25 protein-coding genes and 1 riboswitch are annotated in these 22,156 nt (G+C 64.1%); of the genes, 6 read left to right on the forward strand and 19 right to left on the reverse strand.

Going from position 1 to position 22,156, the window contains the following annotated elements:
• Window positions 1-167: 167 nt before the first annotated feature.
• Window positions 168-845, reverse strand: a complete 678-nt coding sequence (locus HMPREF2559_RS02650) for a metal-dependent transcriptional regulator (RefSeq protein ID WP_066489795.1) — start codon at window positions 843-845, stop codon at window positions 168-170.
• A 61-nt stretch (window positions 846-906) separates the two neighbouring features.
• On the opposite strand from HMPREF2559_RS02650, the gene HMPREF2559_RS02655 reads away from it, so the two are divergent.
• Window positions 907-1,803: a 1,4-dihydroxy-2-naphthoate polyprenyltransferase gene (locus HMPREF2559_RS02655; protein ID WP_066489790.1), complete on the forward strand. Its 897-nt coding sequence runs from the start codon at window positions 907-909 to the stop codon at window positions 1,801-1,803.
• 3 nt (window positions 1,804-1,806) lie between these two features.
• Window positions 1,807-2,706, forward strand: a complete 900-nt coding sequence (locus HMPREF2559_RS02660) for an AEC family transporter (RefSeq protein WP_066489783.1) — start codon at window positions 1,807-1,809, stop codon at window positions 2,704-2,706.
• A 135-nt stretch (window positions 2,707-2,841) separates the two neighbouring features.
• Here HMPREF2559_RS02660 and HMPREF2559_RS02665 read toward each other — a convergent pair whose 3' ends face one another.
• Window positions 2,842-3,165: a DUF4229 domain-containing protein gene (locus HMPREF2559_RS02665; protein WP_066489773.1), complete on the reverse strand. Its 324-nt coding sequence runs from the start codon at window positions 3,163-3,165 to the stop codon at window positions 2,842-2,844.
• 52 nt (window positions 3,166-3,217) lie between these two features.
• Here HMPREF2559_RS02665 and HMPREF2559_RS02670 point away from each other — a divergent pair, with 52 nt between their 5' ends.
• Window positions 3,218-3,448, forward strand: a complete 231-nt coding sequence (locus tag HMPREF2559_RS02670) for a hypothetical protein (protein WP_066489764.1) — start codon at window positions 3,218-3,220, stop codon at window positions 3,446-3,448.
• Between the two features lie 9 nt (window positions 3,449-3,457).
• Here HMPREF2559_RS02670 and HMPREF2559_RS02675 read toward each other — a convergent pair whose 3' ends face one another.
• The 7 genes from HMPREF2559_RS02675 to hemL all read right to left on the reverse strand — a co-directional run bounded on the left by HMPREF2559_RS02675 (window position 3,458) and on the right by hemL (window position 9,770).
• Window positions 3,458-3,721 carry a helix-turn-helix domain-containing protein gene (locus tag HMPREF2559_RS02675; RefSeq protein ID WP_066489756.1) on the reverse strand — a complete coding sequence of 88 codons (264 nt, stop codon included), beginning with the start codon at window positions 3,719-3,721 and terminating at the stop codon, window positions 3,458-3,460.
• A gap of 23 nt (window positions 3,722-3,744) precedes the next feature.
• Window positions 3,745-4,731 (reverse strand): c-type cytochrome biogenesis protein CcsB, encoded by a 987-nt coding sequence (gene ccsB, locus HMPREF2559_RS02680; protein WP_066489743.1) that lies wholly within the window; start codon window positions 4,729-4,731, stop codon window positions 3,745-3,747.
• Window positions 4,732-4,821: 90 nt separating this feature from the next.
• Window positions 4,822-6,453, reverse strand: coding sequence for a cytochrome c biogenesis protein ResB (locus tag HMPREF2559_RS02685; RefSeq protein ID WP_066509807.1), 1,632 nt, complete (start codon window positions 6,451-6,453; stop codon window positions 4,822-4,824).
• A gap of 26 nt (window positions 6,454-6,479) precedes the next feature.
• A complete protein-coding gene (locus tag HMPREF2559_RS12675; protein ID WP_070539467.1) occupies window positions 6,480-7,259 on the reverse strand; it encodes a cytochrome c biogenesis CcdA family protein in 780 nt (259 codons plus the stop codon).
• Window positions 7,260-7,847: a TlpA disulfide reductase family protein gene (locus tag HMPREF2559_RS12680; protein WP_066489734.1), complete on the reverse strand. Its 588-nt coding sequence runs from the start codon at window positions 7,845-7,847 to the stop codon at window positions 7,260-7,262.
• Entirely contained in the window at window positions 7,837-8,445 is a 609-nt protein-coding gene (locus HMPREF2559_RS02700) for a histidine phosphatase family protein (RefSeq protein ID WP_066489722.1), read from the reverse strand. The genes HMPREF2559_RS12680 and HMPREF2559_RS02700 overlap by 11 nt, the downstream gene beginning before the upstream one ends.
• Before the next feature lie 14 nt (window positions 8,446-8,459).
• Entirely contained in the window at window positions 8,460-9,770 is a 1,311-nt protein-coding gene (gene hemL / locus HMPREF2559_RS02705; RefSeq protein ID WP_371325671.1) for a glutamate-1-semialdehyde 2,1-aminomutase, read from the reverse strand.
• Between the two features lie 712 nt (window positions 9,771-10,482).
• On the opposite strand from hemL, the gene HMPREF2559_RS02710 reads away from it, so the two are divergent.
• Window positions 10,483-11,721: an HNH endonuclease signature motif containing protein gene (locus HMPREF2559_RS02710; protein ID WP_068801369.1), complete on the forward strand. Its 1,239-nt coding sequence runs from the start codon at window positions 10,483-10,485 to the stop codon at window positions 11,719-11,721.
• A 6-nt stretch (window positions 11,722-11,727) separates the two neighbouring features.
• Here HMPREF2559_RS02710 and HMPREF2559_RS02715 read toward each other — a convergent pair whose 3' ends face one another.
• Window positions 11,728-12,042: a DMT family transporter gene (locus tag HMPREF2559_RS02715; RefSeq protein WP_066489701.1), complete on the reverse strand. Its 315-nt coding sequence runs from the start codon at window positions 12,040-12,042 to the stop codon at window positions 11,728-11,730.
• 9 nt (window positions 12,043-12,051) lie between these two features.
• Window positions 12,052-12,116, reverse strand: a riboswitch (guanidine-III (ykkC-III) riboswitch).
• 27 nt (window positions 12,117-12,143) lie between these two features.
• Here HMPREF2559_RS02715 and HMPREF2559_RS02720 point away from each other — a divergent pair.
• Both HMPREF2559_RS02720 and HMPREF2559_RS12300 read left to right on the forward strand, forming a co-directional pair.
• Window positions 12,144-12,977, forward strand: a complete 834-nt coding sequence (locus tag HMPREF2559_RS02720) for an NAD(P)-dependent oxidoreductase (RefSeq protein WP_070539469.1) — start codon at window positions 12,144-12,146, stop codon at window positions 12,975-12,977.
• A 64-nt stretch (window positions 12,978-13,041) separates the two neighbouring features.
• Window positions 13,042-13,206, forward strand: a complete 165-nt coding sequence (locus tag HMPREF2559_RS12300; RefSeq protein WP_220124778.1) for a DUF5808 domain-containing protein — start codon at window positions 13,042-13,044, stop codon at window positions 13,204-13,206.
• Here the strand turns inward: HMPREF2559_RS12300 and HMPREF2559_RS02725 are convergent.
• The 9 genes from HMPREF2559_RS02725 to HMPREF2559_RS02765 all read right to left on the reverse strand — a co-directional run bounded on the left by HMPREF2559_RS02725 (window position 13,163) and on the right by HMPREF2559_RS02765 (window position 22,095).
• Window positions 13,163-14,527, reverse strand: coding sequence for a protoporphyrinogen oxidase (locus tag HMPREF2559_RS02725; protein ID WP_068801371.1), 1,365 nt, complete (start codon window positions 14,525-14,527; stop codon window positions 13,163-13,165). The two genes, HMPREF2559_RS12300 and HMPREF2559_RS02725, sit on opposite strands and share 44 nt — an antisense overlap.
• 15 nt (window positions 14,528-14,542) lie before the next feature.
• Window positions 14,543-15,565: a uroporphyrinogen decarboxylase gene (hemE, locus tag HMPREF2559_RS02730; protein ID WP_066489692.1), complete on the reverse strand. Its 1,023-nt coding sequence runs from the start codon at window positions 15,563-15,565 to the stop codon at window positions 14,543-14,545.
• Between the two features lie 28 nt (window positions 15,566-15,593).
• Window positions 15,594-16,070, reverse strand: coding sequence for a hypothetical protein (locus HMPREF2559_RS02735; protein WP_066489686.1), 477 nt, complete (start codon window positions 16,068-16,070; stop codon window positions 15,594-15,596).
• On the reverse strand, window positions 16,067-16,726 hold the full coding sequence (locus HMPREF2559_RS02740; protein ID WP_066489676.1) for a hypothetical protein: 660 nt from the start codon (window positions 16,724-16,726) through the stop codon (window positions 16,067-16,069). The genes HMPREF2559_RS02735 and HMPREF2559_RS02740 overlap by 4 nt, the downstream gene beginning before the upstream one ends.
• A 4-nt stretch (window positions 16,727-16,730) precedes the next feature.
• Window positions 16,731-17,717: a porphobilinogen synthase gene (hemB, locus tag HMPREF2559_RS02745; protein WP_066489668.1), complete on the reverse strand. Its 987-nt coding sequence runs from the start codon at window positions 17,715-17,717 to the stop codon at window positions 16,731-16,733.
• Between the two features lie 35 nt (window positions 17,718-17,752).
• Window positions 17,753-19,423 (reverse strand): bifunctional uroporphyrinogen-III C-methyltransferase/uroporphyrinogen-III synthase, encoded by a 1,671-nt coding sequence (locus tag HMPREF2559_RS02750; protein WP_231725093.1) that lies wholly within the window; start codon window positions 19,421-19,423, stop codon window positions 17,753-17,755.
• Window positions 19,424-19,562: 139 nt separating this feature from the next.
• Window positions 19,563-20,441: a hydroxymethylbilane synthase gene (gene hemC, locus HMPREF2559_RS02755; protein WP_066489653.1), complete on the reverse strand. Its 879-nt coding sequence runs from the start codon at window positions 20,439-20,441 to the stop codon at window positions 19,563-19,565.
• A 12-nt stretch (window positions 20,442-20,453) separates the two neighbouring features.
• Complete coding sequence (locus HMPREF2559_RS02760; protein ID WP_066489649.1) at window positions 20,454-21,770, reverse strand: glutamyl-tRNA reductase; 1,317 nt, start codon at window positions 21,768-21,770, stop codon at window positions 20,454-20,456.
• A gap of 85 nt (window positions 21,771-21,855) precedes the next feature.
• On the reverse strand, window positions 21,856-22,095 hold the full coding sequence (locus tag HMPREF2559_RS02765; RefSeq protein ID WP_066509834.1) for a glutaredoxin family protein: 240 nt from the start codon (window positions 22,093-22,095) through the stop codon (window positions 21,856-21,858).
• Between the last annotated feature and the right edge of the window lie 61 nt (window positions 22,096-22,156).

Below are 22,156 nucleotides of genomic sequence, written 5' to 3' on the forward strand. Positions count from 1 at the left end.
AAAATCAATGCACTCTAAAACCGGAAGAGCCGGAAACCCCAATGGTTCCCAACAATTTTCCTCTATTAACCCCCACCGCATAGTTCAACGTGCTGAACACCCTACTTCAAACATGGATAACCTGCAGGTATAAGCGGCACACGAGGAACCGTGCAGCCGCAAAAAATCTACATTCCCGAGACCGTAACCTCGCGTGCCGCGTCAAGCGCGAGCGGCATCACGGCGTCTCCGACCCGTACCCGCACGAGTCCCGCGACGACCGCCTCAACGGTCACGCTCTCGCCCACGCGCACCCCATGTTCCTGGAGATAGCGCAGCAACTCGGCGTCCTCGTCGCGGACCCGCTCGATGGCGACGGTGGCGCCCACGGGGGCATCGGCAAGCGTGGCTGTGCCCAGGTCCTCGATGCGACCCTCCGGATCTGGGATGGGATCGCCATGCGGGTCGCGCGCGGGCGAGCCGAGCAGCGCGTCGAGACGCTCAACGAAGAGATCCGAGCACGCATGCTCGAGCTGGTCCGCGTCCTCGTGGACCTCGTCCCACGTGTAGCCCAGCGTCGTGACGAGGAAGGTCTCCAGCAGCCGGTGGCGGCGCACCATCCCCATGGCGAGGCGGCGGCCTTCCTCCGTGAGCTGCACGCCCGAGTAGCGCTCGTGATAGACGAGCCGCTGCGCCGCCAGACGCTTCACCGCCTCCGAGGCCGTGGGCAGCTTCTGGCCCGTGCGCCGCGCCAGTTCGCCCAGCGGCACCGCGTCCCCGCCGGTATGCTCCGCAATATCCCACAGGACCTTGAGATAATCCTGGGTGCGCTCGGGCAAGTCCGCCAGCCGAAGGTGTTCATCCATGAATAACAGTCTAGCGATCCTGCATTCAGAGCCCGCACCCGCGCGTGGCACAATATGTTCCATGACCACACCCGCTCAGAAGTATCCCGCGACCGCTCATGACTGGCTCGAAGGCGCCCGCCCGCACACATGGGCCAACGCCTTCGCCCCCGTCGTCGCGGGCACGGGCGCTGCCGCAGCGCTCGGTGGATTCCACATCGGGCGCGCGCTCCTCGCGCTCCTCGTCGCATGGGCTCTTATCGTGGGTGTCAACTACGCGAACGACTACTCGGACGGCATCCGCGGCACGGACGAAGACCGCACCGGCCCGCAGCGCCTTACCGGTGGCGGATTAGCGAAACCGCAACACGTCAAGTACGCGGCCTTCGCCTGCTTCGGCGTCGCCGCACTCGCGGGTATCGCGCTGTCTATCTCCGCGGACGCCTGGTGGTTCATCCTCGTCGGCGCCCTGTGTATCGCGGGCGCGTGGTTCTACACCGGCGGCAAGAACCCCTACGGCTACATGGGACTGGGCGAGGTCGCCGTCTTCGTCTTCTTCGGCCTCGTCGCCGTCCTCGGCACGCAGTTCACGCAGGCTCACGCCACCTCCTGGACCGGCGTGCTCCTCGCCATCGGTGTGGGCGGCATGAGCTCCGCGGTAAACCTGGCGAACAATATCCGCGACATCCCCTCGGACACCGAGGCCGGCAAGATCACCCTCGCGGTGCGCCTCGGCGACCAGAAATCTCGCCTGCTCTTTACCGCGCTGCTGCTCCTGCCCACCGTGTACACAATCATCATTGCGTTCGGTTCCTGGGCAGCGCTCGCGGGCCTGCTCTACTTCCCGTTCGCGCTGCAGGCGGTGCGCACCGTCAACCGTGGCGCCCGCGGCCCCCAGCTCATCCCGGTCCTCGGCCTCGCTGGCCGCGCGATGCTCATCTGGGCACTGCTCACCGCAATCGCCGTGGCTTTCATCTAGCGCATGCAGGGCGTTCTCACGGGCTTCGCCATCATCCTGGCGGTCATCTTCATTGGTTGGTTCCTCGCCGTGCGCGGGATCATTGCCAGCGACCGAGAGCGTCTCATGTTCAACCGCGTGGCGTTCTACGCGGCGACCCCGGCGCTTCTCTTTGACTCCGTCGCGCGTTCCGATCCGGCGAATGTCTTCACACCGGTCACACTCATTATCATCGTGACGACCGTCATCGTCTCCGGGCTCTACCTTGCGCTCTTCTGGCGCAAGGGCCTCGCCAACGCCACCTCCGGCGCCGCCGCCGCGAGCTACTTCAACTCGGTCAACATTGGCCTGCCGGTCTCCATTTACGTCCTCGGCGACTCGACGTACGCCATCCCCATGGTCTTTATCCAGATGGTGCTCTTCACGCCCATCATCCTGGGCGCGCTGGGCGGAAAGTCGCTCCTCGGCGCGGTGAAAACCGGACTGCTCTCCCCCATGGTCGTGGCGAGCATCCTCGGCTTCATCGTCGCTTACACAGGCATCCACGTCCCCGAACCCATTACGGAACCCATTCATCTGCTGGGCGGCGCCTCCATCCCCATGATCCTCATGAGCTTCGGCGCCTCGCTCAAGACCTCCGGTGTGCTTTCCGATGCCACCGTGCGCACCCAGGTGCTCGTCTCTTCTGGTCTCAAGCTCGCTGGCATGCCCGCCATCGCCTTCGCCGTAGCCACCCTCGTTGGCCTCGACGCTGACGCGGTCTATGCGGCCACGATCCTCGCCGCGCTACCGACGGCGCAGCAGGTCTACAACTATGCGGCGACCTTCCAAGCGGGCCAGACTGTCGCGCGCGACACCGTCTTCATCACGACCTTCGGCGCGCTGCCGGTCATGCTCATTATCGCCGCACTCTTCGGACGTTAGTTTTTCTGTTCGGTCGCGCCCGCGAAAGTAAAAGGTGTACCTGAGAAGGTGTAATTCATCTTCTAAGGACCACAATGCACCATCTCAATGACACCCTCTTGGGCTCCACGCTTGGGTTCCACGCGGAAGCCAGGTTTAACGGCCCGCGAGCTCCTGTTCGACCCACGCCTTGTGCGCCTTGCGCTGCGCGGAGTACGCGGCGAGCGATTCGGTGGCCTCCACGCGCCACCTGGTGAACATGAGCATGGACAGCGGCAGCGCAAGGAAGAGCGCAAGCATCGCCGAGATGAGCAACATGACGGGGGCGTTCACGAGCAGCACGATGCCGTGAATGATAACCGTGAGCACGAGGAAGAGTCCCAGGCGGGCCAGGCCGTATTTCACCATGGCGCGACGCGACTTCTTACGCAGCTCCGGATCCGGTGCCGGCGGCTCGGGGTTCGTATTCTCCTCAATCATTCGTATGATTCTACGCGCCCCGCGCGAAACCCGAAAAGCTAGAATGGCCCTCATGGGTAGAATCCTCCTCCTCGTCCTCATCGTCGTTGCCGTCATCCTCGTCTGGAAGGCCTTTGGCCCCGGCACGTGGAACAACAACCGGAAAAACGTGCAAGGCCCGGCCACCCCGCAGATCAAGGGGCCGGACGATGATGAGAACTTTTTGTGGGAGCTCGACAAGAAGCGCTTCAAGGAGCGCCGCGCACGCGAACGGGAGCAGAAGAAGAACGAAGACGAAAAATAGCGCTGAAGATTAGCGCTGTGTGAAGGTCATCTCGAGGCCCAGCGCGTCTGCAACGGCCACGACTTTTTCCCAGCGCACGCCCGTGCCACCATGCTCGATGGTGTGGAGGGTGGAGCGGGAGATACCGGCGGCATCGGCAAGCTGTTGCTGCAAAATGCCCAGCTCACGGCGGCGCGCGGCGAGCTGCGCGCCAAGGTCAAGCAACGCCGGATTATCGCCAGCAGGCTTGCCTTGTTTATTGCGCGTACGGTTTAACGGGCTTTCCTCAGACACGGGGAACCTCACTCAAGCAGAAGCTAGTTCAGGCCCGCGTAGGAATGCAGGCCGGAGACGACCATGTTGATAAAGAACAGGTTAAAGACCATCGTAGCCATAGCCACGATATTTATCCACGGAGCAGCCTTCCGCATTGATGGAGTAGCGCGTGCGTGGAGGTACGCGGCGTACAGAACCCACGTCGCAAAGGAGACGGTTTCCTTCGGGTCCCAACCCCAGTAGCGGCCCCAGGCGGCCTCGGCCCAGATGGCGCCGAGCACGATACCCAGGCCCAGCGTGGGCAGCGTAATGACAGCGGTACGGTACGCGAGAGTATCCAGCTTCGTCGCGGTGGGCAACGGCTTGACGATGCCCCCAATAAAGCCATGCTCCTTCCCCTTCGGCTGCCAGCTGCGCAGGATGCTCAGCAGCGAGGACAGACCAGAAAAGAGGCCGATGGCAGCGCCGAGGGAGACGACGGTGACGTGCACCGGCAGCCAGTAGGAGCGCAGCGCCGGGACGACGGGGGCGGACTCGGCGTAGAGCTTCGTGCCGCCGAAGAACATGAGTGCCAGGACCGGGACGAGGATCCACGGCCACAGGGTGCGCCACTCCTTGCGCTGCAGCGCGATGGAGGAGACGATCATGACGCCCGCGGTGACCATGAGGACGTACTCGTAGAGGTTGCCGAACGGGAAGCGGTGCGCAGACAGGCCGCGCAGCACGATGGCGACGACGTGGACGGCAATGCCGATCCACAGCAGCGACTGCAGCATGCCACCAATCTTGTTCGCGGTAGCCTCGGCCTTCTCCGCATTTTCTTGCAGGTTGCTGGGGCGTTCCTCAAGGAGAACGCCGCCCGACTGACCCGCGGCGGGCACCGCCGCCTTCAGGACGCGCCGTGCGTCGATGACGGCTTGGATGCGCACGTAGTAAAAGAGGGACAGGAACAGAGAAATCACGTAAAGGACCAGCGCAGTCCTAAACGATAAGTCCGAGAAATTGGACAGGTTCTGATCGACGAGCATGGTTACACAGGCTACCCCGCCCCGGCGACCGAGTCCAACTTTTGACGGAGTTTTATATCCTGCTAATGACCTGGATACGGGGGTAAGACGCTAGTCGTCGACCCAGATATCGTCTTCTTCAACCTCGTCCGCGTCCGGCAGCTCCATGAGGATGCGGTAGAGTTTGTCGAATTCTTCGGACCAGCCAGCGCGGTCCGTGCGCGCGAGACCGCCCATCTCGACTTGGGTGGTGCCATCATCATTCGGGCGCAGGCGCACCCACACGCGGCGGCGCTTGATGACGAGCGAGCCCACGAGCGAGAGCAGCATGGCGAGCGCCGCAATGAGCAGCGGTGTCTGGGCCGGGTTGTGAGAAATCTGGTAATTCGCGAACTCGGAGGCGCCGTCGAAGGTGAGCTTCGTGCCGTCGTCGAGCGTGACCGACTCGCCCTGTGTGAGGTTGACGCGGTCGACTTTCTGGAGCTGACCCGAGTGCATGAGCGATGAGTCGAGCGAGAAGATGGACTGCGCGACACCTGTGTCGAGGCCCGCGTCGCCGCGGTAGATGTCAATAGCGAGCGCCGGGTCTGTCAGTGCCGGGTATGCCGAGGCGAGCATCTTGCCGTTCTCGCCGGTCCACTCGGCCGTCGGTGCAAAAAGGCCCTGCAGCGCGATCTGGTTCTGGCGACGCTCATAGAGGTCCGGGTACATGCCCGCCGGCGGGTCGAAGCGCATAGCGCCCGAAGAGAGGAAGCGGGTCGTCTCCGTGGGCTGGAACTGCATGGTCTGCGTGCGCTTTTCGCCATTCGGCCATTCGATGGTCACGGTTGGTGCGTAGCCGTGCCCCTGCAGGTAGACGCGGTCCGTGGACAGGCGCAGCGGGTGATTGACCTGCAGCTGGTAGTCCTGCCACTCAGACTCGTCCTTGTAGATGTCCTGACCCTCGGCATACGAGATATTCGAGGTGAACATCTCGGCCTGGCCATTGGACAGGTACTTCGCGGTGAAGTCATGCGCGATGAAGCAGAAGGGGTTGAGGCCTGTGCCGTCGAAAAGCGCTCCGGCACGGAAGGAGTCGAAGTTCGAGGTCGAGGTATTGCAGAACTCCGTGGACTGGTCGACCTTCGTCGCGTTCTCGTAGGAGCCGGACTGCGTCACGACGATGACCATGCCTTCGTAGGAGAAGAACTTGCCCAGCGCCACCGCGGCAAGGATAGCCACGAGACCGATGTGGAAGATGAGGTTAAAAAGCTCGCGGGCGTAGCCGCGCTCGGCGGAAATGGAATACGCCCCGGCGCGATCCTCGTCCGGCTGCACCTCCGTGAAACGCCACTTGCCCAGCATCTTCTTTGCGGAGGCCTGCAGCTCGTCGAAGGAGCGTTCCGAGGTCGCGGCCGCATGCAGCGGCATCTTCTCCAGGTAGCGCGGGGCACGCGTGGGCTTGGAACGCCACGCCTTGTAGTGATCCCATGAGCGCGGGATGATGCATCCGATAAGCGAAATGGCCAGCAACAGGTAGATGGCTTGGAACCACACGGATTCGAAGACATCGAAAAGCTGAAGCTTGTCGTAGATCTCCGCGACCTTGCCGTTGGAGGCAATGTACTCGTTGACGTTCGTCTCGTTGAGCGAGCGCTGTGGCAACAGAGACCCCGGAATGGCGGCGGCGGCGAGCAAGAAAAGCAGGGCCAGTGCCGTGCGCATACTGGTGAGCCAGTGCCACGCCTTGCGCAAATATTTCACGAAGTCTCCTTACATAGACGCGACTGCTAGATAAGCGTCGCGCCGTAGTTGAAAGTCCACTGCTGGATGAGGTTAATAAACTCTGCCCACAGCCCCGTCACGAGGGAGAGGCCGACGAGGATCATGAGCACGCCGCCGAAGATCTGGATAGCATGGGTATGGCGCCGCAACCAGTCGACGGAGCGCACTGCCTTAGCCGAGCCCAAGGCCACGAGCACAAACGGCAGTCCCAGGCCCAGGCAGTAGGCAACAATGAGGAACGTGCCCCGCACCGCCGTCATGCCCGCGGTGCCAGCGCTCACCGAAATGATGGCCGCGAGCGTCGGCCCCAGGCACGGGGTCCAGCCGAGGGCAAAGACGCCACCGAGGAGCGGCGCGCCCAGCCACGTGGTCCAGCGCTTGGGCGCCATGCGCGTGTCCTTCTGCAGGACCGGCACGATGCCCATGAAGACGATGCCCATGAGGATCGTGATGACGCCGCCCACGCGCATCAAGGAGTCAGCATTGAGCCGGAGCGCCGAGATCGCGCCGAAGACGGAGACCGTCGCGAGCACGAAGACCACGGTAAACCCGAGCACGAAGAGGATTGCCGCGAGCGTCACGCGGCCGCGACGACCCGACACGCGCACGCCCGCCGCGTCGTACTCCACCGAGCCGCCGACGACGGAGGCGAGGTATGAGATATAGCCCGGCACGAGCGGCACGACGCACGGCGACGCGAAGGACACGAGTCCGGCCGCGGCGGCGGCGAGCAGGCCCAGCAGCAGTGGGCCGCTCGCCGCGGCATCAGCGAAAGCCTCGCCCATCTATTCCTGCTCCAGTTTGTCGATGATCTCGAGCAGCTCCTTGTCCGTCGTCTCCTTGAGGAGGACGGCGGCGGGACGGTGCTGCTTGTCGAGCACGATGGTGGTGGGCACGACGGACGTGGGCACGCCGCCGAGCGCAGCGGCCGTCTTGAACGGCGGATCGTAGATGGACGGGTAGGTAATCCCGTTATCCTTCACGAAGTCGCGCGAGATGTCCGGGTTGTAGTCGCGGACGTTAATGCCCAGGATGGTGCCGGTGCCACGCTTGTCCAACTCCTCCTGGACGCGCTGCAGGTCATCCGACTCGGAGCGGCACGGCGCGCACCACTGGCCCCACGAGTTGAGCACGACGATCTCATCTTTGAAATCGGAGAGCGAAATCGTCCTCCCTTCTTCCAGGAGGGACTCGCCCGAGAAGTCCTGCAGCGGCTTGCGCTCTTCCGCGGGATACTCGATGACGGTCTGGCCGCCGGGCGAGATGAACTCGAAGGTTCCCCCCTGGGCGACGGCTTGGTCCGCGTTGTCCGAGGTGCAGGCGCTCAAAGTAAGGCCGGCGACTACAACGGCGATAGCGATCTTAAATTTCATGTGCCGGTGCGGAGTAGAAGATGTCAGTGATTTCGGAGCCCTTAAACACGAGCGAGGTCACGGAGGCGAGCTCGCATTCGCGATTCCAGGGGGCATGGGCCAGGCGCTTGCCCAGCACAGTGCGCTGCACCATGACGATGGGCAACTGGTGCGACACCAGAATGGCTTCGTGGCCCTCGGCGGCGACGCGGCCACGCTCGACGGCGGCCATCATGCGATCCGCGATGACGTCGAAGTGCTCGCCCCACGACGGCTCCAGCGGGTTGCGCATGAGCGGCCAGCGCTTGGGGTTCCACAGCTGCGAGTTCCAGCCCTTGGTGCGCAGGCCCTCAAACTGGTTGCCGGACTCGATAAGGCCCTTGTCCGTCTCCACGTCGAGGCCCACGACCTTGGCGATCTCACCCGCGGTCTCCTGGGTGCGCTGCAGAGGCGAGGCCACCAAGTGCTCCACGTCGTGACCCAGGAAGGACTGCGCGGTACGCGCAGCCTGGGAGAAGCCGCGCGAGGACAGATGGTAGCCCGGAATGCGCCCGTAGAGAAGCTTCTCCGGGTTGTGCACCTCGCCGTGGCGCACCAAGTGCACGATGGTCGTCGACATAGTGTGTTCTCCTTTTAGGATGCCGGCTGCGCAGCGGCCGCGGCCTTCGCCGCCACACTGGCGGCCTTCTCGATTACCTCAAAATCATCGTCGGTGAGCGCGTCAGATACAAACCACGTCTCGAACGGCGACGGCGCAGCGTAGACGCCGTTCTCCAGCAGCGCGTGGAAGAACGGGGCAAAGCGGTACGTCTCCGCGGCCTTCATCTCCTCGAAGTTGTGACCCTCGCCCTCCGCGAAGCGCAGGGAGAACATCGTGGACGCGCGCTGGATATGGTGCGCGACGCCCTCGGCGGACAACGCAGCAGACAGGATGCCGGTGAGACGGTCCGCATGGGAAGCCAAGCGGTCGTAGAGGGGGGCATCGGCAAGCTCCAGCGACTTGAGGCCAGAGGCCATCGCCACGGGGTTACCGGAGAGGGTGCCCGCCTGGTAGACGGGGCCCAGCGGCGAAAGGTAATCCATGATCTCGGCGCGGCCGCCAAAGGCCGCGGCGGGCAGGCCGCCGGAGATGACCTTTCCGAAGGTGACGAGGTCGCCTGCAACGCCATCCACGCCGTACCAGCCCTTGTAGGAGGTACGGAAACCGGTCATGACCTCGTCGAGGATGAGCAGCGCGCCGTCCGCGTGCGCAATCTCCTTGAGCGCCGCGTTGAAGCCCTCAGCCGGAGCGACAGTGCCCATGTTGCCGGCGGCGGCCTCCGCGATGATGCAGGCAATCTCGCCCGGATGCTCAGCAAAAGCCTTCTTCACGGCCTCCAAATCGTTGTAGGGCACGACGATGGTATCCGCCGCCGTCGCACCCGTCACGCCCGGGGAATCCGGGAGCGCGAACGTCGCAACGCCGGAGCCCGCGGCGGCAAGCAGCGCGTCCACGTGGCCGTGGTAGCAACCATCAAACTTGAGGACTTTAGAACGGCCCGTAAAACCGCGGGCCAGACGCACGGCGGACATGGTGGCCTCCGTGCCGGAGTTGACCATACGGACCTTCTCCGCAGCGGTGCGCTCGACGATAGCCTCCGCGAGGAGAGCCTCGCCCTCCGTGGGCGCGCCGAAGGACAGGCCATCCACGGCCGCCTTCTGCACGGCCTCGACAATCTCCGGGTGTGCGTTGCCGTGAATCATGGGGCCGTAGGAGCTCACCAAATCGACGTACTCGTTACCGTCCACGTCCCACAGGCGCGAGCCCTTGCCCCGTGCGATAACACGGGCTTGACCGCCCACCGAACCGTACGCGCGGACCGGCGAATTCACGCCGCCGGGGATGACTTGGGAAGAACGCTCGAACCACTGCTGGGACTGGGAGATATTAGGCATGGGAATCATTGTAACTATTTAAGCGCCATACAAAAGTCTGATATTGCCACCGCACCTCACCTCGCTTAATCTGGGGTCACACACTGTCACATACCCGGGGGGATATCGTGCTCACACGCACCGTCACTTTTTCTGCCATTACCGCTCTCACCTTGTCCTTGTGTGCCTGCGCTGCACCTGCGCCGTCGCTCGCACCGCGCCACACCACCACGCCCGTCTTCGCCGAATGGACGCCCGCTCTTTCTCCCACGCCCCTGCGCCCGCGCCCTTCCACACCCCCGCCCACGCTTTCCGATGCCCCCTCTCCCACCCTCGCGCACACATCCACGTCTACACCGGTCCGCATATCTGCGCCGGCCCTTTCGACACCTCCGCCCGCCCCGGCTCCGGCTCCTGCGCCGAAGCCCGCACGATCCAAAGCTCCCGCGCTCCCTCGCATGCCCGAACTTCCTGCTCTGCCCACCGTCCCCACCTTGCCGCCGCCACCTCCCGCTCCGACCCTGCCGCCGCTTCCTGCGCCGCCCACCCTGCCGCAACCTACTCTGCCGCCACCACCCCAAATGCCGAACATCCCTGCGCTTCCTGCCCCCCGCATGCCAGACCACCTGAACTTCACATAACCGCTGTTCAACGCATATACATGCGTTCATGTTGACCCCCTATTTTAGAGTGGCATTCGTACGTTAGTTCCCCTCCTTCATATCTCTCCCGGAGCCGAATCATGACGACCGCCACCACTACTTCCACCCCGCCCACCCGTTTCTACGCTCCCACCAACCCCGACTGCCCCGAGACCCGCGAAGCCGCCCGCATGCGCCGCGAAGAATTCGCATTCTGGGAAAAGCATCTCCCGGAGCCCTCTCTCGACATCGATCTCGTCCTGCGCCGCCTTCAGGCCATCACGGGCAAGGATCTCACCGAAATCAATAACTACATCTCCGCCCTCTACCGCCTGCGCGAGCTGCCCAAGCTGGCTGCCCTCCAGGCAAAGTATTTCTTGCTCGACTTCAATCGTCTCATCGGCATTGACAAGGCGCTCGACCGCCTCGGCGTCGCACCACAGTTCCTCTACGACCAGGTCGATCAGGCGCTCATCGACTACCTCACGCCCCGGCGCGCCAACCAACATCTGCCCACGCGCGCCAATATCGTGCGCCGGGTCCGCGAAATCATCACGGCGCTCGATGACACCATCGCCATGCGCAAGGGGCACAAGAAGCGCCGCTTCCGCTCCGATTCCGAATTCATCTCCCTCGAGGTCGAGGAAGAAACCCGCGCCATCATCGACCAGCAGGTCCGCGAGATGGCCAAGGAGCTCGGCGTCCCGCTTGCCGATGCCGCCGTGGCGCTGCTTACTGGCGCCGTCAAGCCCACCGCGCACGTCATCCTCCACACGTACCGCGCGACGGACGTGGAATTCGCGCCCACCTTCATCGAGGGCTATGGCACGACGTTAGAAAATCTAACGCCCACCGTGGTTCGCGACGAGTCCCAGGTCGAGGAGTCTTGTTCGTACAAGACACCGGACGTCATGGCGAAATTCATCGAGGGCCGCGACGGCACGTGTCGCTTCCCTGGATGTAAGCGCCCCGCACACAAGTGCCAGAAGGATCATTGCGTCGATTTTTCTGACGGTGGCCCCACGCACCCGTCGAACCTGTTCTCCTTCTGCCAGCACCACCACAATATGAAGACGGACGGGCGTTTCTATTACATCCCTCACCCGGAAACGGGAGATCTTGTCTTCCTTTTCGAGGACGGCACCTGGGAAATCACGGAGCCCTCGGGCCCGCTCTCGCCCAAGCAGAAGCACTGGGTCCAGTCCGTCTCCCAGAACATCCAGGCCCGTCGCCGCAGCTCCCGCGCCGAGGCCCAGGCCCTCAAGATCGAGCTCGACGGCCAGATTGTTGAAATTTACGAGGCCCCGCAGCCCGACCCGGACGAGCCCGCGCCGTTCTAGTTCCGCCTAGCCGGTGACCTTCAGCCCGATAATTCCGCCCACAATCATCGCCACGAACAGCAGTTTCACCGCGGTCATCGTCTCAGCACCCGTGAGGAAGGAGTAGCCCAGCGTCGCCACCGCGCCGATGCCCACCCACACGGCATACGCAGTTCCCACCGGAAGCGACTTAAGCGCCCACGCGAGCCCGCCCATAGACACCGCGAGCCCCGCAAAGAAAATGACAGTGGGCCAGAGCTTCGTCATGCCTGCCGAGCGGTCGAGCGCGGTCGCCCACACCGCCTCAAACAAACCGGAGATTACCAACACGAGCCAAGACATAGCTATCCTTCTGGCCGTCTTGTCGCGTGGCCGGGTACGGCTCCCTCGTCCGGGGCGCAAAACTCTGCGCGCCTGCGCACCATTCTGGCACACTCGATTCCATGAAGATCGCATTTTTAGGTACTGGCCGTATGGGCACTGAATTGGCCCGTCATCTTTTGAAGGACCACGAGGTCACCGTGTGGAACCGCACTGCCGAGCGCGCGCAGCCGCTCGTCGACGAGGGCGCTACACAGGCCGCGACTCCGCAGGGCGCTGTCAAGGACGCCGAGGTCATCATCACCTCGCTCTTCGGCCCTGACGATGTGCGCGAGGCCGTCATTAAAACTGACGTTATCCCCGCCGGTATCCCGTGGATCGACACGACGACTGTCTCCCCTGCCGCCGCCCGCGAGTTCGCAGAGGCCGTGCCCACGTACGTCCACGCGCCCGTCGTGGGCTCACTCGGTCCGGCCCGCGCGGGCGAGCTGGGCGTCTATGTGGGCGGCGCGAATCGCGATATCAGGGATCTCGCCGTTGAGATCGCCCGCCCCTGGGCCCACCCAGACAAGCTCATCCCCGTCGACTCCGGCGCGGCCGCCGCGACCGGCAAGCTGCTCGCCAACATGGCGCTCTCTGTCATGGCCGAGGGCGTCAAGGAAGCCCTCGTGCTCGGCGACGCCGAGGGCTTCAGCGAGGAGCAGGTCCTTGACATGCTCTCCATCACAGGCCTCAACTTCATGGCCACCATGAAGGGCCCATTCATCCGCGGCGAGCGTTCGACCGATCCGGGCGACTTCACGGTGGACGCACTGTGCAAGGATTCCAAGCTCATGGTCGCCACGGCCACCGAGCCGCTGCCCGCCGTCGAGGCCGCCATCGCACGCTTCGAGCACCAGCAGGAACTCGGCCACGGCAACGAGGACTTCTCGTCCATCTTCGTCCACAAGGATTAACAAGGACACGCGCCCGACCGTCAGAAAAAGTGACACCTCAAACGACCACCTCTACAAGGCAGGCATGTTCTACTACAACCCAGACGACCCAGCCGTGCTGGTGGAGAAGCGTTTCGGGGTGGGCATCGACTTCAACTACGCGCGCTGGCAGGCCAAGGCGTTCTTGGCCGCCATTGCGTTGCTCATTATTGGATCAATCGCGCTGCCGCTGCTCGTGAGTCAGCAATAACCGCGGGCACGCCCACGCCGCCGGCCCAGGCGCCGGTGACGTCGATGCCGGGAACCTCGGCGATGGCTGCGCGCGTGGCCTCGACCGTTGCAAGGTGGGTCTCGTCGTAGCGCGGCAGGCCACCGAACCAGCGCTGGGTGTAGATTTCGTTCACTCCGGTCGCGCGGCCATCGAAGCCGGTGATCTTCTGCAGATCGTCGAGCGCGTAGTCGACGAGGTCGTCTTCCTCGGCGCGGACGAGGGCGTCATCGCCATAGCGGCCGAAGGAAGCACGGACGATGAAGCCGGGGCGCTCGCCGATGTGCGGCCACTTGTTAGACGAGATGGTGAATGCTTTTGCATGCAGGTCGGGCTCGTCAGCGGCGATGAGGATGCCGGTGGCGTCCGGAATCTTATTGCCCTCCGGGTCGACGTTGGACGCGAAGTTGAAACCAACGACGGCGGAGCTGGCGAGCTTGACGGACTTGAGGGCATCGGCAGCCTTGGGGGCGACCTTCGGTAGCAGGCGCGCGGTGGTGGGAGCCGGGGTTGCGAAGAGGACACGGTCGAACTCGCCCAGCTCAGCGGGGGCACCGGCGACCTTGAAGCCAGCGTCAGTTTTTGTGACACCCGAAATGAAGGTGTCGAGGTGGATCTCGGCGCCAGATTTCTCGGCGAGGGTCTCGTAAAGCGTCGCGTAGCCACCCGGGAACGCGGCGAAGACAGAGCCCTCGGCCGGCGAACGGTTGGACTCGATGTGCGTGATGGCAGCGGAGAGGGTGACGGGGCCCTCGGCGGCGAGGGTGTCGAGGGCATCGGCAAGCTGTGGCACCGTTGCGCGGACGCCGAGGTCATCAGCGGTGCAAGAGTACACGCCGCCAAGCAGCGCCGAGACCACGTGGTCGACAACGTCATCGCCATACTGCTGGCGAATGAGTTTGCCCACGGAGACGTCCTGGCCCGGGGTCCACTCGAAGGGCTGCTCGTTTTCGATGCGGGCGTTGGTCTCATCAGAAACCAGGTCAATGGGCTGCGACGGGATACCCATCATGCCGCCCTTGGGCAGGAAGTGGAGCTCGCCGCCGGAATAGATGCGGGGGCGCAGCTCCCGATTCGGACGCGCAAAGTCAGTGAGGCCGAGTTCCTCGAAGAACGCGACGGCGTCCGTGCGGCGAGCGATGAAGGCCTCGGCGCCCATGTCCATAGGACCGTCGTTGAAGGGCACGGTGTGCAACTTGCCGCCGATGCGCCCCGCCGCCTCGAACACGTACACCTCGTGGTCGCGCAGCTCATAGGCCGCAGTAAGCCCGGCGACGCCGGCTCCGATGATGGCAATCTTCATTATTAGCCTTCTCCTCTAGCCTTCGTTGTGAATGATGGCGACGGCGCGAGTGATAGCGTCGGCGTCAGTGGTGGGCAGAACCCCGTGGCCGAGGTTCCAGATGTGGCCGACGCCGGCGGCGTCGACCTCGCTCTTGATCCTTTGTACCTGTTTGCGGACGGCATCGTCGCCAGCGAAGAGCAGCGCCGGGTCGAGGTTGCCTTGGAGGACCTTGGTGTTGACTCTGTGCGCAGCAGCGTCCATGGAGACGCGGTAGTCGACGCCCATGACCTCGGAGCCGGCCTCGGACATGGCCGTGAGCAGCTCACCGGTGCCGACGCCGAAGTGAATGCGGGGAATCCGGCCTGCGGCAGTAGCGAGAATGCGGGTCGAGTAGGGCAGGACAAACTCGCGGTAGTCCGCCTCGTTGAGGAAGCCCGCCCAGGAATCGAAGAGCTGCATGGCGTCGATGCCGGCAGCCATCTGCTGCTCGAGGAACGCGATGATGGTCGGCGTGAGTCGTTCCATGAGCGCATGCCACAGCTGGGGCTGGGAGTGCATGAGCGCCTTGGTGCGCTCGTGGTTCTTGGAGGGGCCGCCCTCGATGAGGTAGCTGGCGAGAGTAAACGGTGCGCCGACGAAGCCGATGAGGGCTTGGGTCTCGGTGAGTTCGTCGTTGATGATCTGGATACCTTGGGCGACCTCGGTGATCTCGTGGTCAAGAATGGGCAGGTTCGCGATGTCGGCCTCGGTACGGACCGGGGCGTCCATGACAGGGCCGCGGCCGGGGACGATCTCGACGTCGACGCCCGCCGCCTTGAGCGGGACCACGATGTCCGAGAAGAGGATGGCAGCGTCCACGTCGTGGCGGCGCACCGGCTGGAGGGTGATCTCAGCGAGCAGCTCCGGCATGAAGCAGGAGTCGAGCATGTCGATGCCCTCGCGCACCTTCTTGTACTCCGGCAGGGAGCGCCCAGCCTGGCGCATGAACCACACCGGCGGGCGGGACGGCGTGCGGCCATAGGCGGCCTCGATGATCGGGGCATTGCGAGTGGTCATGCTGGGATCCTTTGTGTTGTGAAGAGAGTTAATCAAGCGTCGGGCGATTGTTTTCGCGAATGAACTCATTCGCGTCGGGGCGGTACATGAGCACCGTCGCGCCGAGGAGGAGGAACGGGATGGCGACGAGCAGCAGGCCACCCGCGCCGATGGCGATAGCCGCGATATTGAAGAAGCAGGACAAGCCGACGACGGCTGCGAGAATGGTGCGCGCGTGCTTCATTGCGCGGGCGAGCTGTGGCGCGACGAGCGCGATAATGATGGCGGCGGCGAGATTCGTCCACGACACGAAATGGCGATTCTCGGCGAGGAACTGGGAGAAGGCGGTATTCGACGAGTCGCCCGGGCCGAAGAAGCCGGCGAGTCCGGTGAGCGCCAGGTAGACCGCGGCGACGACGAATACCCAGTAGGCGTACTTCAGTGAGTTGGGCCAGATCCCAAGATCGACGGGTTTCTTCTGTCCGCGCGCAGCTCGGTTGTAGTCGTGGGGAAAGGCGTTCGTCATCGCGGGGCGTCGTCTTTCTTTTTCTCTTCGGCTTCGCGCTTCTTTTCTTCCTCGCGCTTCTTCTGCTCCTCCTCGAGCTCCTTCTGGAGCTTGCGGATTTGCTCGTACTCGCCGGTGTACTTGATGACCGGCTCGCGGGAACCGAAGTAGACGCCGAGACCACCGGCGACGCCAGCGACGATTTGGATCATGCCGTCAATGGCAAAGAGCCAATCGGGGGCATCGGAGCCCGCGGGCGAGGTGACGAAGACGAAGACGACGCGCAAGGCGTAGTAGAGCCCGAAGATGAACAACAGGCGGCGCGCAGTTCCCGCCCACTTGTGCTTCGCACGGAAGAGGGTGAGCATCCAGGCGAGCACTCCCAAGATCACAAACGCGACGAAGGCGGAAAAGCCGATGGACAGGTACGCCGAGAGCCGCACGAGTCCGTCCGAATACGCGGTGGGGTCCTCGTCGCGCAGGAACTTCGACATCTGAGCGACCATGACGTCACGGTTGAGAATGCCGAGGATGACCTGCAGGATCTGGTGGACGACCTCCGCGCCGAGAGCGACGGCCCACACGCCCATGGCGTAGACCGCGGCCTCGGGCCACGGGGACTTCTCCTGCTTCTTCGCAGCAGTCGTGTCTGGGGTCTGGTCTGGAGTCTCGCTCAAAGTGTTAAGCCTTCAGCTCGCGGGCGGCCTCGACGGCGTAGTACGTGAAAATTTGGTCAGCGCCCGCGCGCTTAATGGCGGTAAGCGACTCCATCATGACGGCGTGCTCGTCGATCCAGCCGTTGGCGCCGGCCGCCTTGACCATCGCGTACTCGCCAGAGACCTGGTACGCGGCGACAGGCACGGAGGAGAACTCGGCGATGGCAGAGAGCACGTCGAGGTACGGCAGGGCGGGCTTGACCATCACGAAGTCGGCGCCCTCGTCGATGTCGAGCTCGACTTCAAGCATGGACTCGCGGAAGTTGCGCGGATCCTGCTGGTAGGTGCGGCGGTCGCCCTGGAGGGAGGAGCCGACGGCCTCGCGGAACGGGCCGAAGAACGCGGAGGCGTACTTAGCGGAGTAGGCCATGATGGCGACGTCCTCGTGACCACCCTCGTCAAGAGCTTCGCGGATCACGCCAATCTGGCCGTCCATCATGCCGGACGGCGAGACGATGTGGGCACCGGCGCGGGCCTGAGCACGCGCCATGTCGGCGTAAAGCTGCAGGGTGGCGTCGTTGTCCACGCGGCCGCGGTCGTCGAGGACGCCGCAGTGTCCATGGTCGGTAAATTCGTCAAGGCAGGTATCGGCCATGATGAGCAGGTCGTCGCCGAATTCCTCGCGCAGGGCCTGAATGCCGCGGTTCAAGATGCCGTCCGGCTGCCAGGCAACGGAGCCCGTGGCGTCCTTGTCCTCGTCGAGCGGCACGCCGAAGAGATCGATGCACGGCACACCCGCGTCGAGCGCTTCGTGGGCGGCGGCCTTGAGCGAGTCGATGGTGTGCTGGTAGACGCCCGGCATGGCGGAAATCTCGCGCTTTTCGGAGATTCCATCCGCGACGAACATCGGGAGGATGAGGTCGCTCGGGTGCAGGTGCGTCTCGGCAACGAGCTCCCGCATGGCGGGCGACTGGCGCAGGCGGCGCGGACGACGGACAGGGAAGGTGCTCACAGCGTGAATGCTCCTTTTACACAAGTAGTTAATGCCTAATCGACTTTAGTAGCCTTCTTGCGCGCACGGCGCTTCTTCCGCGGCGCGGGAAGATTGCCGGCGGCGCGCAGGGCAGCGACGTGCTCCGCGAGGGCATCGATAAGCGCGGGCACTTCCGCAACCTCCGGGACGACGTCGACGCGCAGGCCCATCTCTTCCGCGGCGGCCTGCGTAGAGGGGCCGATGCAGGCGATGATCGTGCGGGCGTGCGGTTTGCCGGCGATGCCCACGAGGTTGCGCACGGTCGAGCCGGACGTGAACGCCACAGCGTCAAAAGCGCCGGACTTAATCATGTCGCGGATTTCCGCTGACGGCGGGGCGGCACGGACGGTGCGGTAGGCAACGACATCGTCGACTTCCCAACCGAGGGCCTCGAGGCCCTTGGGCAGGGCCTCGCCAGCAAGATCGGCGCGCGGCAGGAGGATGCGGCCCACGGCGTCGATGTCTTCCACGTAATTGGGGAAAACCTCGAGCAGGCCTTCGGCATTCTGCTTCGTGCGATCTGGGAGCAGCTCGGGGACCATGCCCTTTTCACGGATGGCGTCGGCCGTCTTCTGGCCCACGGCGGCAAGGTGAACGCCGGCGAAATCGCGGGCGTCGAGGCCGAGCTCGAAGATCTTGTCCCAGACTGCTTTCACCGCATTAACGGAGGTGAAAATGATCCACTTGTAGCGGCCTTCGACAATGCCCTTGATGGCGCGATCCATCTGCGCCGGGTTGCGCGGCGGCTCGACGGAGATAGTGGGCACAGACTGCGGAATAGCACCGTAGCCGGCGAGACGCGCGGACATCGCGGCGGCCTGCTCCTTGGTGCGCGGCACGAGCACGCGCCAGCCGTAGAGCGGGCGGTTTTCCCACCACGAGTATTTCGTGCGGTCATCGAAGCTACGGCCCAGGGTCACGACAAGCGGGCCGGGAAGTTCGGCGCAGAGCTTGCCCAGGGTGCCAAGCGTGGTCTCGTGGGTGCGCTGGAGACGCGTGGTGCCATGCACCGTCACGTAGGCCTCCGTGTCCGCAGGCATGCCGCGGGACTGCAGCTCGCGCGAGATATCCGCGAGCTGCTCCTGCGTGGTCTGCAGGACGAGCGGCTGGGTGGCGTTGGCCAGGGCGTCCCAGTCGGCACCGTCGCTGAGATCAGCTTCGGTGTAGGCCGAGCCGAGCGCGAGACCAGCAAAGGAGGGCACGGTGGACGGCAGGGACATGCCCGGCACGACCTGGAATTCCATGCCTGCTGCGGCGACGGACGAAATCTCGTCCTTAATGGACTCGCGGCCCAGCGGGTTGCCAGCCACGAGACGGATGACGTCCCCGCCTTGGTCGAGCGCGGACTGGAACTGCGCGATGAGATCCTCTGCCGGGTCTTCGATGATGGCGGCAGTCGGGGCGGCGGGGCGCGGCGGCTTGCGACGCGCGCCGTTGGCCTTTGCCTCGGCGCAGATGCGGGCGTACTCCTCCTCGGCGGCATCAAGAAGCTCTTGTGGAACCGGGAGCGCGGACGCGATGGTCTCGCGAATACCGCCCGTGACCTCCGGATCGACGACGGCAAGCGCGTTATGCGCGAGCACCTCACGGGCACGAATGGTCAACAGGTCAGGGTTGCCTGGACCAGCGCCGACGAAGATGACTTTGCCCAGTGGCTCCGGGGAGTCAGAAATAGACGCTGACACGGGGTTGCTCAATGTGAAGGTTCTTTTCTATGTACGGGCTTCAAGTTCAGGGCGACACGCTCTTACACGGGGGTCATGCCGGGATCAGATCGCGGCATGTGGTATCCACACTTTAATTTAAAACCTGCAGTAAGCGAAATTAGCTCAGGAGCTCTGCCGCGCCGCGAGCGAAGAGATCCTCGGCCACGCGGTGACCCAAGGCGCTGGCGTCTGTGCCTGTCGCCTCGGAAATGAGCTGGCGTGATCCGTCGAGCGCGAAGACGCCGCCGCGGACCGTGAGCTGGTCGCCGTCCCAGTGGGAGGTCGCCGCGACGGGCGCGGTGCAGCCGGCCTCAAGGCGCGCGAGCACCTGGCGCTCGGCCTGAGCTGCGGCGAGTGCGCGCGGGTCCACGATGGCATCCAAGGCTTCCGATGCCGCCGTTCCCACCTTGGCCTCAATCGCCAAGGCACCCTGCGCCGGGGCGGGCATGAACGTGTCAGGATCGAAGACCTGGGTTGCCGCGTCCGCACGACCCGCGCGGGAAAGGCCAGCGTAGGCAAGGATGACGGCGTCGAGTTCACCGGAGGTCACCTTGCCCATACGCGTATCGATGTTACCGCGGAGGGGGCGGATGTCCAGGTCGGGGCGCAGGGCCTTGAGCTGCGAGATGCGGCGCGGGGCGGAGGTGCCCACGGTGGCACCCTCGGGAAGCTCGGCGAGGCTAAGGCCGTCGCGAGCGATGAGGGCTTCGCGGTTATCTTCACGCTGCGGCACGATGAGGCGGAAACGCTCATCGGCTGCGGTGGGAAGATCCTTGAAGGAGTGGACTGCGATATCGCACTCGCCACGGTCGAGTGCCTCGCGCAGCGCCTGAGTAAAGACGCCCACACCAATGCGCTCGACGGGCGCCATGTTGGTATCACCCGCCGTCGTCACGATGTGGAGCTGCACCGGGTAGCCCGCCGCCGCGAGCCAATCGCGCACGTGGCCGGACTGCGTGGTGGCGAGCATGGAGCCGCGCGTACCGATTTTGAACATGGTGTTTATCTCCTAAATTTCGGTGGGCAGTTCGGCAGCGTTGACAGCAACGCCCTCAGAGCCGGTGTCCTCGAGGTTGAGGCCAAAGAGCTGCTGCAAGGCGGTCTCATGGCTCACGGTGCCAGACGTCGCGGCGAGCTGTTTAGCACGCACCGTCGGCTCGTGGAGCAGCTTGTCCACCACGCGCTTGAGGGCGCGGTTGACGTCCTTGAGCTGTGCTTCCGTGAGTTCTGGGTGCTTCTGCTCGAGGCGCGCGGCCTCACAGTGCACGAGGTCCGCGGCATGCTTACGTAGTGCGGAGACCGCAGGTGCCACGTCACGTACGCGCTGTGCCGAGCTGTAGGAATCCAGCTCCTCACGCACGATATCGCGCGCCTGGGAGTGCGGCCCCTCGTGGACCTCGCCGCTGGTGAGGTCGTTGGACAGGCGGTCGATATTGACGAGCTCGATGCCGTCCTTCTTAGCGCAGGCCTCATCAATGTCGCGCGGAAGCGAGAGATCGATGAGCATGAGTTCGCGGTCCGGCATGTCGGACGCAGCGATGGTAAACCCCTGCGCGCCCGTGGCGGAGACGGCGACGTCGACGCGATCAAGGACAGTGGCGCGATCCGCGAAGTCGACGACCTCAGCCTTCACGCCAGCCTGAGCGGCGTGGTCGGCGACGCGCTCGGCGCGCTCACGCGTGCGGTTCGCGATGATGAGGCTCGCGCCCAGTCGGCCCGCGTGCGTCGCGGCGAGCGAAGCCATGGCGCCGGCGCCGAGGATGAGCACGGTCTTGCCTGCGAGATCCGAGGTACCCATGACCTGCAACGCACGGTCAAAGGAGAAGGAGACCATGGACGCGCCGGCGTCATCGATGGCGGTTTCCGAGTGCACGCGCTTGCCGGCGTGGAGCGCGGACTGCGCGAGCGCGTGAATGCGCGGACCCACCGTGCCCTGATCCGCGGCCTTCTGGTACGCCGTGCGCACCTGGCCAATGATCTGCTGCTCTCCCACGACCATTGAGTCCAGGCCCGAGGTGACGTTCATGAGGTGCTCCGCTGCCGCGTCCGCGTAGCGGACATACAGGTAGTTGCGCAGCTCATCGGCCGTCACGCCGGACTGCTTCTCCAGCACGTCGACGACATCCTTGACACCCGTGTGGAAGGAATTGGTGACGGTGTAGACCTCCATGCGGTTGCATGTGGAAATGATCATCGCTTCGCTGAGAGAGCCCTGGCCCACCAGCTTGCCGCATGCGTCGTTTTGGATCTCATCGGCCATGCTCAGCCGCTCCAGTAACGCAACCGGCGCCGACTGGTAGGACATGCCTACGACCAGCACGCTCATGAACGCTCCTTATCAACCCTTTGGATGAGAAAAATCAACCAAAAGACTACTAGCTGTGCCTACCCTAGGGGTAGTAAGGGTGGGCTTAGTCTACCGCAAGTTCGGCAGCGAGCTCATCGTTGTCGACTTCCCAACAGGCGAATTCTTCGCCATCTATCACCACAACCGGAATGCGGTCGCCATATTCCATCGCCAGCTCTTTGTCCTCGTCAACGTCGCGCGCGGTCAGGCTCGCGCCAGCGGCCGCGACCACGGGCTCTATCTGCGCATAGACGCGCGTGCAGGATCCACACGTGGCGCGCACCATGAGTTCGACTTGTCGCATTTTCCCTCACCCTTCGCGCTGAGCTGTTTCGTCCTAAGATGTACACGATACCGCCGCAGTC

The sequence above is a fragment of the Corynebacterium sp. HMSC072G08 genome, from assembly GCF_001809185.1.
GTDB classification, from domain to species: domain Bacteria; phylum Actinomycetota; class Actinomycetes; order Mycobacteriales; family Mycobacteriaceae; genus Corynebacterium; species Corynebacterium phoceense.

What these genes read in the sequence shown, in the direction of transcription:
- HMPREF2559_RS02715 (WP_066489701.1), bottom strand. Translation starts at nt 12,042, where the DNA reads ATGTCTTGGCTCGTGTTGGTAATCTCCGGTTTGTTTGAGGCGGTGTGG.
- HMPREF2559_RS02720 (WP_070539469.1), top strand. Translation starts at nt 12,144, where the DNA reads ATGAAGATCGCATTTTTAGGTACTGGCCGTATGGGCACTGAATTGGCC.
- hemC (WP_066489653.1), bottom strand. Translation starts at nt 20,441, where the DNA reads ATGTTCAAAATCGGTACGCGCGGCTCCATGCTCGCCACCACGCAGTCC.
- HMPREF2559_RS02670 (WP_066489764.1), top strand. Translation starts at nt 3,218, where the DNA reads ATGGGTAGAATCCTCCTCCTCGTCCTCATCGTCGTTGCCGTCATCCTC.
- HMPREF2559_RS02650 (WP_066489795.1), bottom strand. Translation starts at nt 845, where the DNA reads ATGGATGAACACCTTCGGCTGGCGGACTTGCCCGAGCGCACCCAGGAT.
- HMPREF2559_RS12675 (WP_070539467.1), bottom strand. Translation starts at nt 7,259, where the DNA reads ATGGGCGAGGCTTTCGCTGATGCCGCGGCGAGCGGCCCACTGCTGCTG.
- ccsB (WP_066489743.1), bottom strand. Translation starts at nt 4,731, where the DNA reads ATGCTCGTCGATCAGAACCTGTCCAATTTCTCGGACTTATCGTTTAGG.
- HMPREF2559_RS02655 (WP_066489790.1), top strand. Translation starts at nt 907, where the DNA reads ATGACCACACCCGCTCAGAAGTATCCCGCGACCGCTCATGACTGGCTC.
- HMPREF2559_RS02660 (WP_066489783.1), top strand. Translation starts at nt 1,807, where the DNA reads ATGCAGGGCGTTCTCACGGGCTTCGCCATCATCCTGGCGGTCATCTTC.
- HMPREF2559_RS02765 (WP_066509834.1), bottom strand. Translation starts at nt 22,095, where the DNA reads ATGCGACAAGTCGAACTCATGGTGCGCGCCACGTGTGGATCCTGCACG.
- hemL (WP_371325671.1), bottom strand. Translation starts at nt 9,770, where the DNA reads ATGATTCCCATGCCTAATATCTCCCAGTCCCAGCAGTGGTTCGAGCGT.
- HMPREF2559_RS02665 (WP_066489773.1), bottom strand. Translation starts at nt 3,165, where the DNA reads ATGATTGAGGAGAATACGAACCCCGAGCCGCCGGCACCGGATCCGGAG.
- HMPREF2559_RS02735 (WP_066489686.1), bottom strand. Translation starts at nt 16,070, where the DNA reads ATGACGAACGCCTTTCCCCACGACTACAACCGAGCTGCGCGCGGACAG.
- HMPREF2559_RS02760 (WP_066489649.1), bottom strand. Translation starts at nt 21,770, where the DNA reads ATGAGCGTGCTGGTCGTAGGCATGTCCTACCAGTCGGCGCCGGTTGCG.
- HMPREF2559_RS12300 (WP_220124778.1), top strand. Translation starts at nt 13,042, where the DNA reads ATGTTCTACTACAACCCAGACGACCCAGCCGTGCTGGTGGAGAAGCGT.
- HMPREF2559_RS02725 (WP_068801371.1), bottom strand. Translation starts at nt 14,527, where the DNA reads ATGAAGATTGCCATCATCGGAGCCGGCGTCGCCGGGCTTACTGCGGCC.
- hemE (WP_066489692.1), bottom strand. Translation starts at nt 15,565, where the DNA reads ATGACCACTCGCAATGCCCCGATCATCGAGGCCGCCTATGGCCGCACG.
- HMPREF2559_RS02700 (WP_066489722.1), bottom strand. Translation starts at nt 8,445, where the DNA reads ATGTCGACGACCATCGTGCACTTGGTGCGCCACGGCGAGGTGCACAAC.
- HMPREF2559_RS02710 (WP_068801369.1), top strand. Translation starts at nt 10,483, where the DNA reads ATGACGACCGCCACCACTACTTCCACCCCGCCCACCCGTTTCTACGCT.
- HMPREF2559_RS12680 (WP_066489734.1), bottom strand. Translation starts at nt 7,847, where the DNA reads ATGAAATTTAAGATCGCTATCGCCGTTGTAGTCGCCGGCCTTACTTTG.